The sequence below is a fragment of the Modestobacter italicus genome, from assembly GCF_000306785.1.
GTDB lineage: Bacteria > Actinomycetota > Actinomycetes > Mycobacteriales > Geodermatophilaceae > Modestobacter > Modestobacter italicus.
Window position 1 is genome coordinate 467252 of record NC_017955.1, and the last position, 14932, is coordinate 482183.

The 14932-nt window shown below is 73.6% G+C and carries 14 protein-coding genes; 10 read left to right on the top strand and 4 right to left on the bottom strand.

The annotated features are described in order from the left end of the window. The first annotated feature begins 270 nt into the window (after positions 1-270). The 6 genes from MODMU_RS02215 (at position 271) to MODMU_RS02240 (ending at position 6270) form a co-directional block, all read left to right on the top strand. Positions 271-1734: a sugar transferase gene (locus MODMU_RS02215; RefSeq protein WP_166503368.1), complete on the top strand. Its 1464-nt coding sequence runs from the start codon at positions 271-273 to the stop codon at positions 1732-1734. A gap of 49 nt (positions 1735-1783) precedes the next feature. Next, a complete protein-coding gene (locus MODMU_RS02220) occupies positions 1784-3103 on the top strand; it encodes a UDP-glucose dehydrogenase family protein (RefSeq protein WP_014738530.1) in 1320 nt (439 codons plus the stop codon). 93 nt (positions 3104-3196) lie between these two features. Further along, positions 3197-4273, top strand: a complete 1077-nt coding sequence (locus MODMU_RS26665) for a nucleotidyltransferase family protein (protein ID WP_166503369.1) — start codon at positions 3197-3199, stop codon at positions 4271-4273. 77 nt (positions 4274-4350) lie between these two features. Further along, positions 4351-4632: a PqqD family protein gene (locus tag MODMU_RS02230; protein ID WP_166503370.1), complete on the top strand. Its 282-nt coding sequence runs from the start codon at positions 4351-4353 to the stop codon at positions 4630-4632. Then, positions 4629-5057, top strand: coding sequence for a lasso peptide biosynthesis B2 protein (locus MODMU_RS02235; protein ID WP_041794870.1), 429 nt, complete (start codon positions 4629-4631; stop codon positions 5055-5057). The genes MODMU_RS02230 and MODMU_RS02235 overlap by 4 nt, the downstream gene beginning before the upstream one ends. Before the next feature lie 16 nt (positions 5058-5073). After that, entirely contained in the window at positions 5074-6270 is a 1197-nt protein-coding gene (locus MODMU_RS02240; RefSeq protein WP_051143909.1) for an asparagine synthase-related protein, read from the top strand. Here MODMU_RS02240 and MODMU_RS02245 read toward each other — a convergent pair. Further along, positions 6256-7095 carry a hypothetical protein gene (locus tag MODMU_RS02245; protein WP_014738533.1) on the bottom strand — a complete coding sequence of 280 codons (840 nt, stop codon included), beginning with the start codon at positions 7093-7095 and terminating at the stop codon, positions 6256-6258. The two genes, MODMU_RS02240 and MODMU_RS02245, sit on opposite strands and share 15 nt — an antisense overlap. An 82-nt stretch (positions 7096-7177) precedes the next feature. On the opposite strand from MODMU_RS02245, the gene MODMU_RS28265 reads away from it, so the two are divergent. Further along, a complete protein-coding gene (locus tag MODMU_RS28265; protein WP_014738534.1) occupies positions 7178-7345 on the top strand; it encodes a hypothetical protein in 168 nt (55 codons plus the stop codon). Positions 7346-7366: 21 nt separating this feature from the next. Here the strand turns inward: MODMU_RS28265 and MODMU_RS26670 are convergent, their stop codons facing one another. Continuing rightward, positions 7367-8044 carry a response regulator transcription factor gene (locus tag MODMU_RS26670; RefSeq protein WP_014738535.1) on the bottom strand — a complete coding sequence of 226 codons (678 nt, stop codon included), beginning with the start codon at positions 8042-8044 and terminating at the stop codon, positions 7367-7369. A 1-nt stretch (position 8045) separates the two neighbouring features. Next, the gene (locus tag MODMU_RS02255) at positions 8046-8330 is read right to left on the bottom strand and encodes a helix-turn-helix domain-containing protein (protein ID WP_083869649.1); all 285 of its coding nucleotides are present in this window, start codon (positions 8328-8330) and stop codon (positions 8046-8048) included. 354 nt (positions 8331-8684) lie between these two features. Between MODMU_RS02255 and MODMU_RS02260 the strand changes: the two genes are divergently transcribed. The 3 genes from MODMU_RS02260 to MODMU_RS02270 all read left to right on the top strand — a co-directional run bounded on the left by MODMU_RS02260 (position 8685) and on the right by MODMU_RS02270 (position 13778). Next, a complete protein-coding gene (locus MODMU_RS02260; RefSeq protein WP_014738538.1) occupies positions 8685-10397 on the top strand; it encodes an ABC transporter ATP-binding protein in 1713 nt (570 codons plus the stop codon). A gap of 811 nt (positions 10398-11208) precedes the next feature. Beyond that, positions 11209-12510, top strand: coding sequence for an RICIN domain-containing protein (locus MODMU_RS02265; RefSeq protein WP_014738541.1), 1302 nt, complete (start codon positions 11209-11211; stop codon positions 12508-12510). A 167-nt stretch (positions 12511-12677) separates the two neighbouring features. Further along, the gene (locus MODMU_RS02270; protein WP_014738542.1) at positions 12678-13778 is read left to right on the top strand and encodes a glycosyltransferase family 4 protein; all 1101 of its coding nucleotides are present in this window, start codon (positions 12678-12680) and stop codon (positions 13776-13778) included. Here the strand turns inward: MODMU_RS02270 and MODMU_RS02275 are convergent. Next, entirely contained in the window at positions 13765-14874 is a 1110-nt protein-coding gene (locus MODMU_RS02275) for a glycosyltransferase (protein WP_014738543.1), read from the bottom strand. The two genes, MODMU_RS02270 and MODMU_RS02275, sit on opposite strands and share 14 nt — an antisense overlap. Between the last annotated feature and the right edge of the window lie 58 nt (positions 14875-14932).

Sequence of the window (14932 nt, forward strand, 5' to 3'; positions counted from 1 at the left end):
CCACCGGGCGGGAATCGACGACCGTCCGCGCCCGAGGGCCGAGACCCACCGGGTCGACGTGATGACTTCAAAGCGTGCTTACAGTGTGACGCAGTGTTCATCCGCAACAGATGTCATTACCCAGCGGTATCAGTGAAGCTGGTCGAGTCGGACGACGACGTCGGCACGGTCACGGCCCGGCGACGGGGAGAACACGACGGAGGACTTGTGACGACGGCGAAGACTGGTCCGACGACGAGCAGGGCGCGCGGATCGCACCGCGGATCGCCGTTGCGTACGACCCAGGCCGCGCTCAGCTGGCAGCCGGGGACCCGCGGCCGGGGGACCGAGGCCAGAAGGGCCTGGCGGTCGCGGTACGTCCGCGCCCTGCTGGTCGCGGACGTGCTCTGCGCTCTGGTCGGCGCTGAGATCGGTTACTCGGTGCGGTTCGACACCGGCGTCGGCCAGCTCGCGCGGACCGCGCCGGCGTGGTCGGTCGTCGTGCTGCCCATCGCCTGGGTGGTCGCCATGCTCGTCAGCCGCAGCTACGAGGACCGCTTCCTGTGGGCCGGTCCCGAGGAGTCCCGACGGGTCTTCGTCGCCGCGCTCTTCCTGCTGGCCACGGTCGGCACCGTCTCCTGGGCGGTCCGTGTCGAGGTGGCGCGGGGCTTCGTCGTGGTCGCCATCCCCCTGGCCACGGCCCTGACCCTGCTCACCCGCTTGACGATGCGGGCCTGGCTCCACCGCCAGCGCCGTCGTGGCCGCTTCCTCCAGACCACCCTGCTCGTCGGGCACCGCGGTGGGGTGGCAGCCCTGCACGAGCAGATGGACCGGGAGCGCTACCAGGGCTACGACGTCGTGGGCTGCTGCCTGCCGCGCCGGGTGACGATGGGCGACTCCAGCGGGCTCCCGGTGCTCGGCGACCTCGACGAGGTGATCGACGTGGTGAAGCGCTACGAGGTCGACACGGTCGCCGTGCTGCCGAGCTCGGAACTGGACGGCCCACGGCTCCGCCAGTTGGGTTGGGACCTGGAGCAGACGCGGGCAGAGCTGCTGCTCGCCCCGGCGGTGACCGAGGTGGTCGGCCCTCGCGTCAACATCCGCCCGGTGTGCGGCCTCCCGCTCCTGCACGTCGAGCGGCCGGAGCTGACCGGCATCCGGCGGCTCACCAAGAACGCCGTCGACCGGATGGCAGCACTGCTCGCGACGCTGCTCTTCCTCCCCCTGTTCCTCGGCATCGCGCTGGTGGTCAAGTCGACCAGCCGGGGGCCGGTCTTCTACCGCCAGGTGCGGGTCGGTCAGGACGGCCGGCCCTTCTCGATGCTCAAGTTCCGCAGCATGGTCGTCGACGCGGAGGCCCGCATGGCGGCGCTCGAGGCGGCGAGCGAGGGCAACGGCGTGCTGTTCAAGATGAAGGCCGATCCCCGGGTCACCCCGGTCGGCCGGTTGCTCCGCCGGTACTCCGTCGACGAGCTGCCACAGCTCCTCAACGTCCTGGTCGGGCACATGTCGCTGGTCGGACCTCGCCCTCCGCTGCCCAAGGAGGTCGAGCGGTACGGCTTCGACATGCACCGCCGGTTCCTGGTCAAGCCGGGCATCACCGGGCTCTGGCAGATCAGCGGCCGCTCGGACCTCAGCTGGGACGACTCCGTCCGCATCGACGTGAGGTACGTCGAGAACTGGTCCCTGGCGTTCGACCTCATGATCCTGTGGAAGACCCTGGGCGCGGTCTTCCGCGGTTCCGGCGCCTACTGACCGCGGTCACACCCATCGCGCCCACCACCACGAAGCGGAGCCTGCACACATGAAGATCGCCGTCATCGGCTGTGGCTACCTCGGCGCTGTCCACGCGGCGTCGATGGCCGAGCTCGGGCACGACGTCATCGGCATCGACGTCGACGAGCCCAAGATCCAGTCGCTGCAACAGGCCAGGGCCCCGTTCTACGAGCCCGGGTTCGAGGAGCTGCTCGGCACCAGCCTGCAGTCCGGACGGTTGCGGTTCAGCACCCGGATGGCCGACGCGGCCGGTTCCTCCATCTACTTCGTCTGCGTCGGGACGCCGCAGAAGCGGGGGGAGTACGCCGCGGACCTCCGTTACGTCGAGGCGGCCGCGGAGTCGCTGCTGGAGGTCGTGGCGCCCGGTGAGCTGGTGGCCGGCAAGTCGACGGTCCCGGTCGGGACGGCGGCGCGGCTGGCCGAGATGGTGAGCGGCAAGGTGCCCGGTGCGATGCTGGCGTGGAACCCGGAGTTCCTCCGGGAGGGCTTCGCCGTGCAGGACACCCTGCACCCCGACCGGCTGGTGTACGGCCTGCCGGCCGGTCCGTCCGCCGATGCCGCCCGCGCCCTCCTGGACGAGGTCTACGCCCCCATCGTCGCGGCCGGCACCCCCCAGGTGATCACCGACTACGCCACCGCCGAGATGGTGAAGACGGCGGCCAACTCCTTCCTCGCCACGAAGATCTCCTTCATCAACGCCATGGCCGAGCTGTGCGAGGCCACCGGCGCGGACGTGAAGCTGCTGGCCGATGCGATCGGGCACGACGACCGGATCGGCCGGAAGTTCCTCAACGCCGGGTTGGGCTTCGGCGGGGGGTGCCTGCCCAAGGACATCCGGGCGTTCATGGCCCGGGCCGGGGAGCTGGGGGCGGACCAGGCGCTGACCTTCCTGCGCGAGGTGGACAACATCAACATGCGCCGCCGGATCCGGATGGTCGAGCTGGCCCGCGAGGTCTGCGACGGGTCGCTGCTGGGCAAGCGGGTGGCGGTGCTGGGCGCGGCGTTCAAGCCGGACAGCGACGACATCCGCGATTCCCCGGCGCTCAACGTCGCCGCGCAGCTGCAGCTGCAGGGCGCGGTCGTGCAGGTGACCGACCCGGCAGCGGGTGACAACATCCGCCGCAGCTGGCCGCAGCTGGACGTCGTCGAGACCCCGGAGCAGGCAGCGGACCGCGCCGACGCTGTCCTGGTGCTGACGGAGTGGAAGCAGTACCGCGAGCTGGACCCCGTCGCCTTCGGCCAGGTCGTGAAGCAGAAGCGGGTACTGGACGGTCGCAACGCGCTGGACCGGGACACCTGGACGGCGGCCGGCTGGAGCTACCGGGCACTGGGCCGTCGCGCCGGCTGAGTCGTCGTGATGCGGGGGAGCAGTCCGGACGACGTCCTGCTGTGGCTCTTCCGGACGGCGGCGGGACAGGCGTGCCCGCCGCCGCGGTGGCCGGTGGGTGCCGACACCAGGGCACTGCGGGCCGGGCTGGGCCACCACCGGGGATGGGGTCTCCTCGCCCGCTCCGGCCCGGCCGTGACCGGCCTGCCGGCCTCGGTGCTCGACGAGGCGGTGGAGCGCCGGCGGTCGATGGTCCGCCGGCGGCTGAGCCTGGACGCCGACCTGCGGGCGCTGGCCGGATCGCTGGACGCGGCCGGCGTGGCATGGGTCTGCATGAAGGGGCCGGTGCTCGCGGAGGTGTACGAGCGGGCCGGCGTCGGGGACGTGCGGTTCTTCTCCGACCTGGACCTGCTCGTGCACCCGGCCCGGTTCGCGGACGCGCTCCGGGCCTGCGGCGCGGCGGGGTCCGGACTGCTCACCAGGAACTTCGCCCTGCTGCGGGCGGCGGTGCCGGGTGAGCTGGCCCTCCAGGCGCGGCACGGCAGCGTCGTCGACCTGCACTGGAGCCTGGTGAACCGGCAGTCCCGCCGGGCCGCGACCCGGATCGACACCGGTGAGCTGATCGACCGGGCGCATCGCGCGGTGGTCGCAGGGTCGCCCGTTCCCGTCCTCCAGCCCGAGGACGCGCTCGTGCACGTCTGCCTGCACGCGGCCATGTCCGGCGGCACTCGCTTGTCCTGGCTGCTGGACGTCACGCTGACGATCGCGGACCGGACGGTCGACTGGCGGGCGGTGTCGGCGCGGGCCGTGGCGTGGGGCGTGGGGCCCGCCGTCGGGCTGGTCCTCCAGCGCAGCCGTGCGCTGCTGGGCGCGACCGTGCCCGGCCACGTCGTCGAGGGCCTCGTCCCGCAGCCGTGGCGGCTGGCCCAGGCGGTGTCGGTCGGCCGCGTCGTGGCGGCGCGGTCCGACGTGCGGGGCGCGCCGGCCCGGCTCGCCCTGGGAGCCGTGCGGCACCGGTCCTCGGCCGCGGCGGCCGCGGCGGTCGCCGCCAGCGCCGGGCGCTGGGTGGCCATGCGACCGCGACCGGCCTTCGTGCAGTCCGCTGCGCACCCGGGTTCCACCCTGCACGCGGCCGGGGACGGGGCCGACCTGACCGCCTACCTCTCGGCCGTCAGCCGGCAGGTGGGATGAGGACCGGTGCAGGCGGTGCCCAGCAGGGCGCAGAGGATGGACCCGTGCCCGCGAGGGCTCGACGAGAGGGGACGACCATGGCCGACCCGGACACCGACGAGGTGCTGAGGCTGCGGGAGGGAGCGGTCACCTGGCGAGAGGTCGACGGCGAGGTCATCGTGCTCGACCTGCGCACCTCCGAGTACCTGGGCATCAACGAGGCGGGCAACCTGCTCTGGCGGGCCCTCGCCGACGGGGCGACCACGGCCGGCCTGGCCGGAGCGCTGGTCGAGCGGTTCGGCATCGATCCGGCGCGGGCCGAAGCCGACGTCGGGGCGTTCCTCACCGAGGCCCGGGCACGCCAGCTGCTGGAGCGGTGACCGCGTCGCCCGGGTACCCGTCCCGGCTGCACGGACCGGAGCAGATGCGGGAGTACCGGCAGGCGAGGCGGATCGGGCGGTACAGCCCGGCCAACGTGCGCGCAGTGCTCTGGGCCTGGCGCGGGCTGCGGTCGGCTGCGCGTTCGCTGGCTGCCGACGGACTCGGCGCCACGGTGCCACGCCCGCCGCGGGTGCCCAGCGGAGCCCGGCGTGGGGTGGAGGCGGTGCTGCGCCGCACGTCGCCGACCTGCCTGGAGCGCAGCCTCGTGCTGCAGACCTGGCTGGCGGCGCACGGGGTGCCGTGCGAGGTCGTCGTCGGCGTGGCCCCGACGGCGGACGGGGTCGCGGCTCATGCCTGGCTGGACGTCGAGGCGGGCGACGAGACGGCGCTGCGGTACGTCGAGCTCCATCGGCTGGCGCCGTGACGGCTGGGGCGGGCCGGTGACCGAGGCCGTCGCCAGGCATCCGCACGCTCCCCAGCTGTCTCCGGTCGAGGTCGCCGCCGGGCTGACGCTGGGCTACGAGCCGGGGCGCCGGCCACCGACCGCCACCGGGGTGGGGATGCGGGCGGCGTTCGAGTCCGTCGTCCGCGAGGCGTTGTGCCGGCCGCCCTGCGTGGTCAGCTTCTCCGGCGGCCGGGACTCCTCCACGGTGCTCGCGGTGGCCCGGCTCGTCGCGCAGCGGGAGGGACTGCCGCCGCCGGTCGCGGTCAGCCTGCGCTTCCCCTCCGTCGCGCAGGCAGAGGAGTCGGCCTGGCAGGAGCAGGTCGTCGCTCAGGTGGGCCTGGCGGACTGGGTGCGTCTGCCGCTGGCCGACGAGCTGGACCTGCTCGGTCCGCGAGGGCAGCAGGTGCTCCGCCGGCACGGTGCCCTCTGGCCTGCCAACGCGTTCTTCCACGGACCGATCGCCGACCAGGCCACGGGCGGCTCGCTGCTGACCGGGGTGGGTGGTGACGAGCTGATGACCCCGAGCAGCGTCTGGGACCGGGTCAACCTGGTGCGCGGCCGGGTGGTGCGCCCCCGACCGGCGGACCTGCCGATGCTGCTGCTGTCCGGCCTCCCGGCGGCGGCGCGGAGCTGGGTGCTCCGGCGCCGGTCCGGTCCCGACCTGCACGCTCCGTGGCTGCGGCGGGGTGCGGGGGAGCAGGTGCAGGCGGCCTTCGCCGCGATGCGCACAGCGGGTCCGGTCCGCCACGACCGCGCACTGCTCCGCTTCTGGGGTTCGCGCTACCTCGCCGTCGGGCTGGACAGCCTCGCCCGGGTCGGCGCCGACGCCGGAGCAACCGTGTTCAGCCCGTTCTCCGACGGGCGGGTGGTCGCGGAGGCGGCGGCGGACCGCGGGCGCATGCCCCCGCGGAGCCGATCCCGCGCGATGCTGCTGGCCTTCTCCGACGTGCTGCCCCGTGAGATCCTCCGGCGGGGGAGCAAGGCCAGCTTCAACGGCGCGTTCTGGGGACCGCACACCAGGGAGTTCGTCGCCGGCTGGACCGGGCAGGGGGTCGACCAGGCTCTCGTCGATGCCGACGCGCTGCACCGCGTGTGGCGCGGGGCGGACCCGGATGCGCGCAGCTACACTCTGCTCCAGACGGCATGGCTCGCCGCCGGGCGGGGGAGTGCCGCCGCGTCAGCTGCCCAGTGACCGGAGGTGCTCGAGCAGGAGCCCGGTCGAGGCAGCCAACTGGGTCCAGTCCCGCGGTCGGCTGAACCGCACCATGGGCAGCGTCCCGAGCTCGAAGAAGTGCGCGGGGTCCGTCGGCGGTACGCCGAGCGCGATGTTCTCCCGCAGCACGCCCAGTCGTTCCCGGACGGGGATGCTGCTGATCGCGGTGGCACCCCAGCTCGGCAGCACCCAGCCGGCGAGCGGCACCGGCCCGGTGGCCGGGACGGGCACCCGCCATCGTTCGCGACGGCCGACCACGCCGAGGGCCTCTCCCAGGCCCAGGTGCGCCGCGGCACCGGCCCGCAGGTCGACCAGGCCCGGGCCGGGCAGGGCGGTCCCGTCGTCGACGACCAGCACGTCGTCGGTCACCACCGGCAGACCCAGCAGGTGCGCCTGGGCGACGAGCGAGCTCTTGCCGGCCTCGCGGACGCCCAGCAGCCCCCAGGCGCGCCCGGCGATCTCCACGGCGCCGGCGTGCAGCGCTTCCCGTCCGCACCAGCGGGCGAAGACGGTCGAGGCGAGCGCCAGGAACGGGTGCACGACGCTGCCGTCCGGATGGCCCGTGTCCAGCGTGAAGGCGGCGGTCATCGACGCACGATCGAGGACGGCGCTCCCCGCGCCGCTGCCCAGCCGGTAGCGCGCGGTGGAGTCGCTGAGCTCGTTGCGTTCGACGTCGGAGGGACCGACCCTGCGGGACACCTCGATCGGCGGGTCCTGAGGGCGGACCTGGCGCAGCAGGTGTGCCGCGCCGGGAAGGCCCCGGACCTCGAGCCCGTAGCAGCCCGTCGACACGAGCACCTCCACGCTGGGGCCCTAGGGGGAACTGCCCGGTGCACGTCCGCCTGAGGGACCCTAGCCTGGCTGTTCACCGACTGAGAGGCACCCCATGGACACGAACAGCTACGAGGCGCCGACCATCACCACCATCGGCTCCCTGCACGAGATGACCCTCGACACCGGCAAGACCCTGGGCTCGAACGACGGGTTCTTCCTCGTCGGCATCCCCGGGGTCGCCGACGGCACGGCGATCGGCAACGCGCCGACCGTCTCCTGACAACCGCTGGCGGCCCGGAACTCAGTGCTCCCGGGTCGTCGCGGCGGGAGCCGTTGGTGGCTCCAGCAGGCCCAGTTCCAGGGCGCGGGCCACGGCCTGCGCCTTGTTCTGCGCCCCGAGCTTGGCGAACAGCCGTGAACGGTGGCTCTCCACGGTCTTCGCCGACAGTCCCAGGTCGCGCGCGACGGTCTTGACCTGCACACCGCCGGTCAGGGCGAGGAGCACCTCCCGTTCCCGGGTCGTCAGGACGGGGACGGCGGGAGTGCGGAGCTCACGCCACTGCAGCAGCACCAGGCGGGCGACCGCCGGGTGCAGCGATGCGTGCCCGTCGGCCACGTCGCGCACCGCGGTGCGCAGGTCCTCCTCCGTGCTCGCCATCAGGGAGAGCGCGCCCGAGGCGCCGTGCAGGAGCAGTGACGGCAGCTCGGCGAGCGCCGGGCTGTCCGCGACGACGAGCACGCGGGCGCCGGTGCGCAGTGCCGCGGGCAGCAGGTCGAGCAGCGGTGTCCGGCCGACCTGGACGCCCGTCACCAGTACCGAGGGGTGCTTGCCGTACATCGATCGCAGGGCCGCCTCGTCCTCGGCCACCAGGACCTCGTGCTCCTGGGCCAGGGCCTCCCGGATCGACGAACGGACGAGTGGCGAGGACCCGGCGACGACGACCGGACCCCGGGCCGGCGCCGTGCCGCCGCCGACCACGTCAGGCGCCTCTGCGCTGCAGGGACGCGCCCGCCGCCCGGAGCTCGTAGGCACGGCGGACCGCCTCCACCGGCGTGGTGGCGTCCAGCTTGGCGAGGACCCGGCGGCGCGCGTTCTGCACGGACTTGGTGGAGACGCCCAGCCGATCAGCGCACTCGCGGGCGGTCCAGCCACCGGCCAACCCGTCGAGCACGGCCTCCTCGTGGGCCGACAGCGGGACGAACGGCGGCTGCTCGCCCGTCGTCGGCCCGCCGCCGGCGACCGCGCGCTGGACGAGGGCCAGCAGGGCCGGGACGTCCGTGACGTCGACGTCCCCGGCGTGCGCGACCGCCCCGGTCCAGCGAGGTCACCGGCGGCGCACCGGTCAGCCAGACGTCGACGTCCGGGGGGAGGGGCGTGCGGTCTCCGGTCGGTGCCGCGTCGACGACCGCACACCCGGCGGCGCTGAGCGACGCCACGAGCCGAGCACGGACCACCGGTCGGGGGTCGACCACGCCGATCCGCACGGTCGCCATCTCCTCGCCCCGAGCAGCCACCATGGTCGGCACGATAGGTGACGCTTAGGCTACCTGCCGTGAGCAGGCCCTCGATACGTCGCCTGCGACGAACTTCCTCGCCACTGGGGAACGCGGCGAGGACGGTGTGGCGGGCCGACCGGCGCGGGACCCTGGCCGCTGCCGCCTACCAGGTGCTGGGCGCCTGCGCCGCGCTGGGTCTCGTGCTGGCCAGCAAACTCGCGCTGTCGGCAGTGCTCGACGACGACGAGCCGGCGAGCGCGCTCGTCGTCCCTCTCGTGCTGCTGGCGCTGACGACCGCGGTCTCCGGCGCGGTCGGCTCGCTGCAGGGCCTGCAGCAGCGACTGCTGGGGGAACGCGTCTCGCAGTGGATCTGGCGTGACCTGCTGCGCTCCGCGGCCGGGGTCGAGCTGGTGGAGTACGAGTCCACCGCCTTCCTGAGCCGGCTGGAGCGGGTGCGGACCAACGCGGTCGGCCGTCCGCTGACAGTGGTCACCTCGCTGCTCGGTCTGGGTGGCAGCCTGATCAGCGTCCTGGCGTTGTCCGGGGCGTTGATCGCCATCGAGCCGCTGCTCGTGCCACTGCTCCTGCTCGGCGGCGTTCCCGCGGTCCTCATCTCCCGGCGGGCGAGCCGGGCCGAGTACGCGTTCTCCCGGACGACGACCCGGCTCGGGCAACGGCGGGGCTACCTGAAGCTGCTGGTGAGCCATCGGCAGGCGGCGGCGGAGCTGCGGGCCTTCGACGCGGCGCCCGAGCTGCTGCGCCGTCACGCAGCCGACGACCAGGAGTACCTGGGCCGGCTGGAGCGACACGTGCAGAGCCGTCGTCGGTTGGTCCTCGCCGGCCTGGTGGGGTCCGCGGCCACCCTGTCGCTGGCCCTGGTCGCCATCATCGCGCTGGCGAGCTCCGGCCGGATGAGCCTGCCGGAGGCCGGCGCGGCAGCCATCGCCGCCCGGCTACTCGCCGGACAGCTGAGCAGCGCCTTCCGCACCGGGGGCACGCTGATCGAGGCGGCGCCGTTCCTCCGCGACCTGGAGGACTTCGCGCGCGACCACCCGCCCCGCACGGAGAGCGGCAGCCGCCGGCGTCTGCAGCGCGGAGTGGAGGCCACGGCTCTCCGGTTCACCTACCCCGGTCAGCAGCGCACCGCCGTCCAGGACGTCTCGCTGGCCGTCCCGCGGGGCCAGGTGATCGCCCTGGTCGGCGAGAACGGCTCGGGCAAGACCACGCTCGCCAAGCTCCTCGCCGGGCTGTACCGGCCGGAGTCCGGCCGGGTGCTCTGGGACGGCGAACAGCTGCCGACCGACGACCTCCGGGCGAGCTGCAGCGTGCTGTTCCAGGACTACCTGCGGTACCAGATGACGGTGGGCGAGAACGTCACCATCTCCGACACCGGCCGTGAGCTCGAGCCCGGGCGGGTGCGGCGGAGCCTCGAGCAGGTGGGCATCGCGGCCGCGGTGGACCGGCTCGACCACGGCGTCGACACCGTGATGGGCATCGAGCTGGCCGAGGGCTCGGACCTCTCGGGCGGGCAGTGGCAGCGCGTCGCGCTCGCCCGCGCGCTCTACCGGGACACCGACCTGGTGGTGCTGGACGAGCCCAGTGCCGCCCTCGACCCGCGAGCCGAGCACGAGCTGTTCCGCGACGTCCGCGGCGTGCTGGGTGGGCGTTCCGCGGTGCTGATCTCGCACCGGTACTCCAGCGTCCGGCTCGCTGACCACATCTACGTGCTGCACGAGGGGCGGGTCGTGGAGTCGGGGACCCACGAGGAGCTGGTGGAAGCGGGCGGGCGCTACGCGGAGCTGTACGACCTGCAGGCCGAGGCATACCTCAGCTGACTCCAGGCGGGCAGCTCGTGTCCACGCAGACCGGCTCGGGCCCATCCGCTCGAGATGTCAGGTCTGCAGCACGCCGCGGGAGGGTCGCCCGAACAGGTGGGCCGTGCACGAAGGTGTTGTGACTCCACGGTCGCCGGGGCACCCTGCAGATCAGAGGCGAGCAGGGGTGGACGCATGGAGTGGTGGGGCTGGCTCGTGGTGGGCTGGGTGGCGCTCGCAGTGCCGCTCAGCTTCTGGCTGGGAGCGGCCGCCACCAGGGTCAAGCGCCGCGAGCGTGAGGCCGCGGTCCCCGACCCGCTCGGTGGCGATGAGCGGACGCACCCGCCCGTGCGGCCACGGTCTCGTCGGCGCGCGGGTACCGGCCAGCCGTGAGACACCGGTCGGAGGCCCCCGACTGGAACGCCCGTCGTGTCCCGCTGTGGCAGCGCCCCTCGTGCCTGGTCGGTGGTCATGTGCTCGCCTGCCGTGGACCGCGGACCCGGCTGCCGATGTGGTCGGCCCCGACTGCCGGGTGCAGGCGGGCTGACCGACCTGTCGGGCCAGTTGCGGTCGCTGGGGGATCGCTGCTGCAGGTGTGCACACGCGTCACCCGGGGTGGGTGGGTCACCAGTGACGACCATGGTCGTTGTGACTGCTTGCGGTTGACTGTTCACGGTTAGTGTCAGCCAGGTCGGGCGATGGCCTCTCGGGGACGTCCACCGGCCATGACCACGCACCCCGTCGAGCGTGCGCGCGCCGGCGGGGGAGCTCGCTGCCCTGCTCGCCGACGAGTTGACGCGCGCTCGCATGCCCAGTCCACGGAAGGACGCCCATGGCTCTCACCAAGGCCGCTGTAGCAGTGGCCGCACTGTTCGCAGCTGCGCTGGCTCCCCTCGCAACCCCTTCTCCGACCGCAGCGCAGGCCGCAGACCTCGGCGCGATCGTCTTCCAGGACGACTTCACCGGGACAGCCGGGTCCCTGCCGGACCGGACGAAGTGGGAGGACTACTCCACCGCCACCTACAACTCGTCGGCCGCCTTCGGTGAGATCAAGCCCGGCGACAACGAGACCCTCGACGGGCAGGGCAACCTCGTCCTCCCGGCGACGCCCACGGCCGGCTCCGCGATCCGCACGGGCGCGAAGTTCGGCTTCGTCTACGGCACCATGTCGGCCTGGATCAAGATGCCGCCCCAGGCCGGCTACTGGCCCGCCTTCTGGTCGCTGAACAACAACCCGAACGGCGTCGACGTCTTCCCCATCGGTGAGGCGGACACCATGGAGGGCTACACGACGTGGAACAACGTCTACCACGCGGTGGGCCACACCTGGACCGCGCCCGGCACGCTGCCGGGCGCAGGGTCGCCGGACAACTACTGCCCCAACGCCCAGGACGCCGACCTCTCCGGACGGTTCAACAAGTACTCCGCGACGATCGAGCCCGGGAAGATCACCTACTACTTCAACGACGTCCAGTGCGCGCAGGCCTACGTCAAGGACCCGGCGAAGCAGTGGGGGTTCGGCCCTGACGTCACCCGGCCCAACTGGCTGATCCTGGACCTCGCGGTCGGCGGTGCCGATGGGCAGCAGACCCCGGCCAGCCAGCCGGCGCAGATGCTCGTGGACCGGGTCGAGGTCCGGGCGCTGCCCGGCGTGGCGGCTCCGGTCGTTCCCGTACCCGTCACCCCAGCGCCCATCGTCTCCGGCGCCGTGTACGAGCTGGCCAACGCCTGCGGCGGGAAGGTGGCCGAAGTGCCGGCCGCGTCCGTCACCGTCGAGAGGGCGCGCGTCCGGACCGGCACCGACACCAACGCCCCCCACCAGCGGTGGCGGGTCGTCGCTCTGCCCGGCGGCTTCTACAAGCTGGTCAACCTCGCCTCGGGCAAGGTCCTCCGTCTGCAGTCGACCTCGACGGCACCTGGCGTCAGGTTCGTGCAGTCCTCCGACGCCAGCGGACCGAACGCCCAGTTCACGCTGACGAACCGGGGGGGCGACACCTACCAGCTGCTGGTGCGGACCAGCGGCAGGGCGGTGAACGTCACGGCGAACAGCGCCAGCGCGGGTGCCGTGATCGCCCAGGCAGTGCCCAGCAGCACCGCATGCGGTCAGCGCTGGCAGCTGACGAAGGTCGGCTAGCCCGCTCCACGCGCAGCTGCCCCGCAGATCGGCCTCGGGTTCGATCGGCGGGGCAGCGTCGCGCTCGGTGACCAGCGCCGCAGTCGGTGCCTCATCGGAGCCGGTAGCGTCGCTCCCCGTGCAGGTGGGCGGGCTCCTCTCGCCACTCGAGCCGAGAGGGAGACCCGATGCCGACTGACCGCGCCCGGCCGGTGCGCTGGCTGCTGATGGCCGGGCACGTCCCCCAGGACCTGCGCGGTGGCGGGATCGTCCGCTACACCGTCGAGCTCGCCCGGGCGCTGCAGCGCCGGGACGACGTCGAGCTGCACCTGCTCACGTCGCAGCAAGCGGCCGGCTCGCTCGCCGAGCTCACCGGGTCGGAGGAACGGATCGTGCGGCTCCCGGCGCGCGTGCCGGACCCGCTCGTGCCGGCGTTCGAGCGGTCGCTGCTGAGCCGCACGTTGGCGTCCCGGTTCGACGTCGTCCAGGGCGCCAAGCACCTGCTGCCGCGCTCGGTCGCGGCGCGGACGGTGCTCACCGTGCACGACATGCTGCTCTTCGACCGGCCCGCCGACTTCCCGCTGCCCAAGCGCACGCTGCTCCGGCGTCCCTACGCCGGAGCGCTGCGCCAGGCCGGCACGCTGCTGTGTGTCAGCGCGGCCACCCGCACCCGGCTCACCCAGTGGGCGCCGGAGCTGGCGGCCCGGACCGCGGTGGTGCCGCTGGCCACCAGCCCGCAGCTGCTCAGCAGCGCGGCGACGCCCGTCGACGGGCTCGCGTGTAAGACCTTCGGTCTCGTGGTGGGCGACTCCTCACCGCGGAAGAACCTGGCCGTCGCGGTGTCGGCGTGGGCGCAGGTGATCGAGCAGCGGCCCGACGCCGTCCTGGCGCTGGTCGGGCCGCCGGCCTGGGGCGTGGAGGCCTACGGCCCGGACCACGCGAGGCTGGTGGCCTCCGGGCACGTCGTCCAGCTCACCGGCGTCGACGACGGGACACTCCGGTGGTGCTACGAGAACGCCGCCGTGGTGCTGGCCCCGAGCCTGGCGGAGGGCTTCGGGCTGCCCGCGGTCGAGGCCCTCGACCTGGGCGCGCCGCTGATCACCTCCCTCGACCCGGCGCTGGTCGAGGTCAGCGGCTCGGACGCCGATCACCTCCGGGCTGACGACGTCCCGGCCTGGGCCGATGCCGTCCTCCGGCACCTCTCCGCGCCCCGACCGACGCGGGACCGGCAGCCCCGGACCTGGGACGACGTCGCCGCCGAGACCGTCGCCGCGGTCAGCTCGACCTGACCGCCGCCACCACGTCGGCCATCGCGCTCCGGAACCGCGCGCGGGAGAACGTCTCGGCGTGGGCCCGGATGGCGGTGTCCCGGTAGCGGGAGCTGTCGAAGGCGGCGAGCTGCTGCGCCCAGTCGTCGACCTCGTCGCCGCTCGCCGTCGGCAGCGGTACCAGCTCACCGGTCACCCCCGGCAGCACCGAGTCCCGCGCACCGCCGGCGTCGACCGCCAGCACCGGCGCACCGCAGGCCTGGGCCTCCACCGGCACGATGCCGAAGTCCTCGATGCCGGGCATCAGCAGCGCCCGGCAGCGGCGGAACAGGTCCCGCAGTCCCGCGTCGTCCACCCGGCCGACGAACCGGGTGTCCGGTCCGGCCAGCGCCTCGACCTCGGCCCGCGCCCGACCGTCTCCGGCGACGACCAGGGGGACACCCGCCCGTGCCGCCGCGCGTACAGCGAGGTCCGGACGCTTGTAGGGGACCAGCCGCCCGGCGAGCAGGAAGAAGTCCTCCCGCGGCACATCGGCGTCCGGGGTGTAGTACTCGGTGTCCACCGGGGGGTGCACGACCGTGGCCTCCCGCTCCCACCAGTCCTCGATCCGCTGGGCGACCGCCCGCGAGTTGGCGACCATCGTGTGCACCCGGGCCGCGGCCCGGAGGTCCACCGGCCGGAAGGCTGTGGAGAAGGCGCCCAGCGCTGCCGCGCCCAGCCCCTTGCCCATCTCGCCGGCGCGCATCGACGGGTCCCACACCCAGCGGGCCGGCGTGTGCACGTAGGCGACGACCGGTGCCGACGTCGCCCGGACCACCTGGGTGGCGAAGGCGTGGTGCGAGGCGATCACGACGTCGGAGGGTGGGAGCCGCAGCCGGCTCATGGCGATCGGCAGCGCAGGCAGCAGGTGCGCGTAGGTGCTGCCGCGCAGCAGCCGGCTCAGCCGGGTGGTGTGCAGCCGGGGTCGCAGGTCCGCGGGCAGGACATCGACCCGGCCGATGGGTGCGTACATCGGTGCATCAGGCCACTCCCGGGCCAGCTGCTCGACCACCGCCTCGGAACCGGCGTACTCGGTGAACCGCTCGTGGACCAGGGTGACGCGGGGGGCCGTGGTCACGCCTGGCGCCGAGCTGGACGGGCCTTCGCTGGGGTCTGCACACGATCATGATGCCCGG

Excerpts from the sequence above, each read along its gene's own strand:
- MODMU_RS02220 (WP_014738530.1), top strand. The coding sequence starts at position 1,784 with ATGAAGATCGCCGTCATCGGCTGTGGCTACCTCGGCGCTGTCCACGCG.
- MODMU_RS02230 (WP_166503370.1), top strand. The coding sequence starts at position 4,351 with ATGGCCGACCCGGACACCGACGAGGTGCTGAGGCTGCGGGAGGGAGCG.
- MODMU_RS28265 (WP_014738534.1), top strand. The coding sequence starts at position 7,178 with ATGGACACGAACAGCTACGAGGCGCCGACCATCACCACCATCGGCTCC.
- MODMU_RS02265 (WP_014738541.1), top strand. The coding sequence starts at position 11,209 with ATGGCTCTCACCAAGGCCGCTGTAGCAGTGGCCGCACTGTTCGCAGCT.
- MODMU_RS02270 (WP_014738542.1), top strand. The coding sequence starts at position 12,678 with ATGCCGACTGACCGCGCCCGGCCGGTGCGCTGGCTGCTGATGGCCGGG.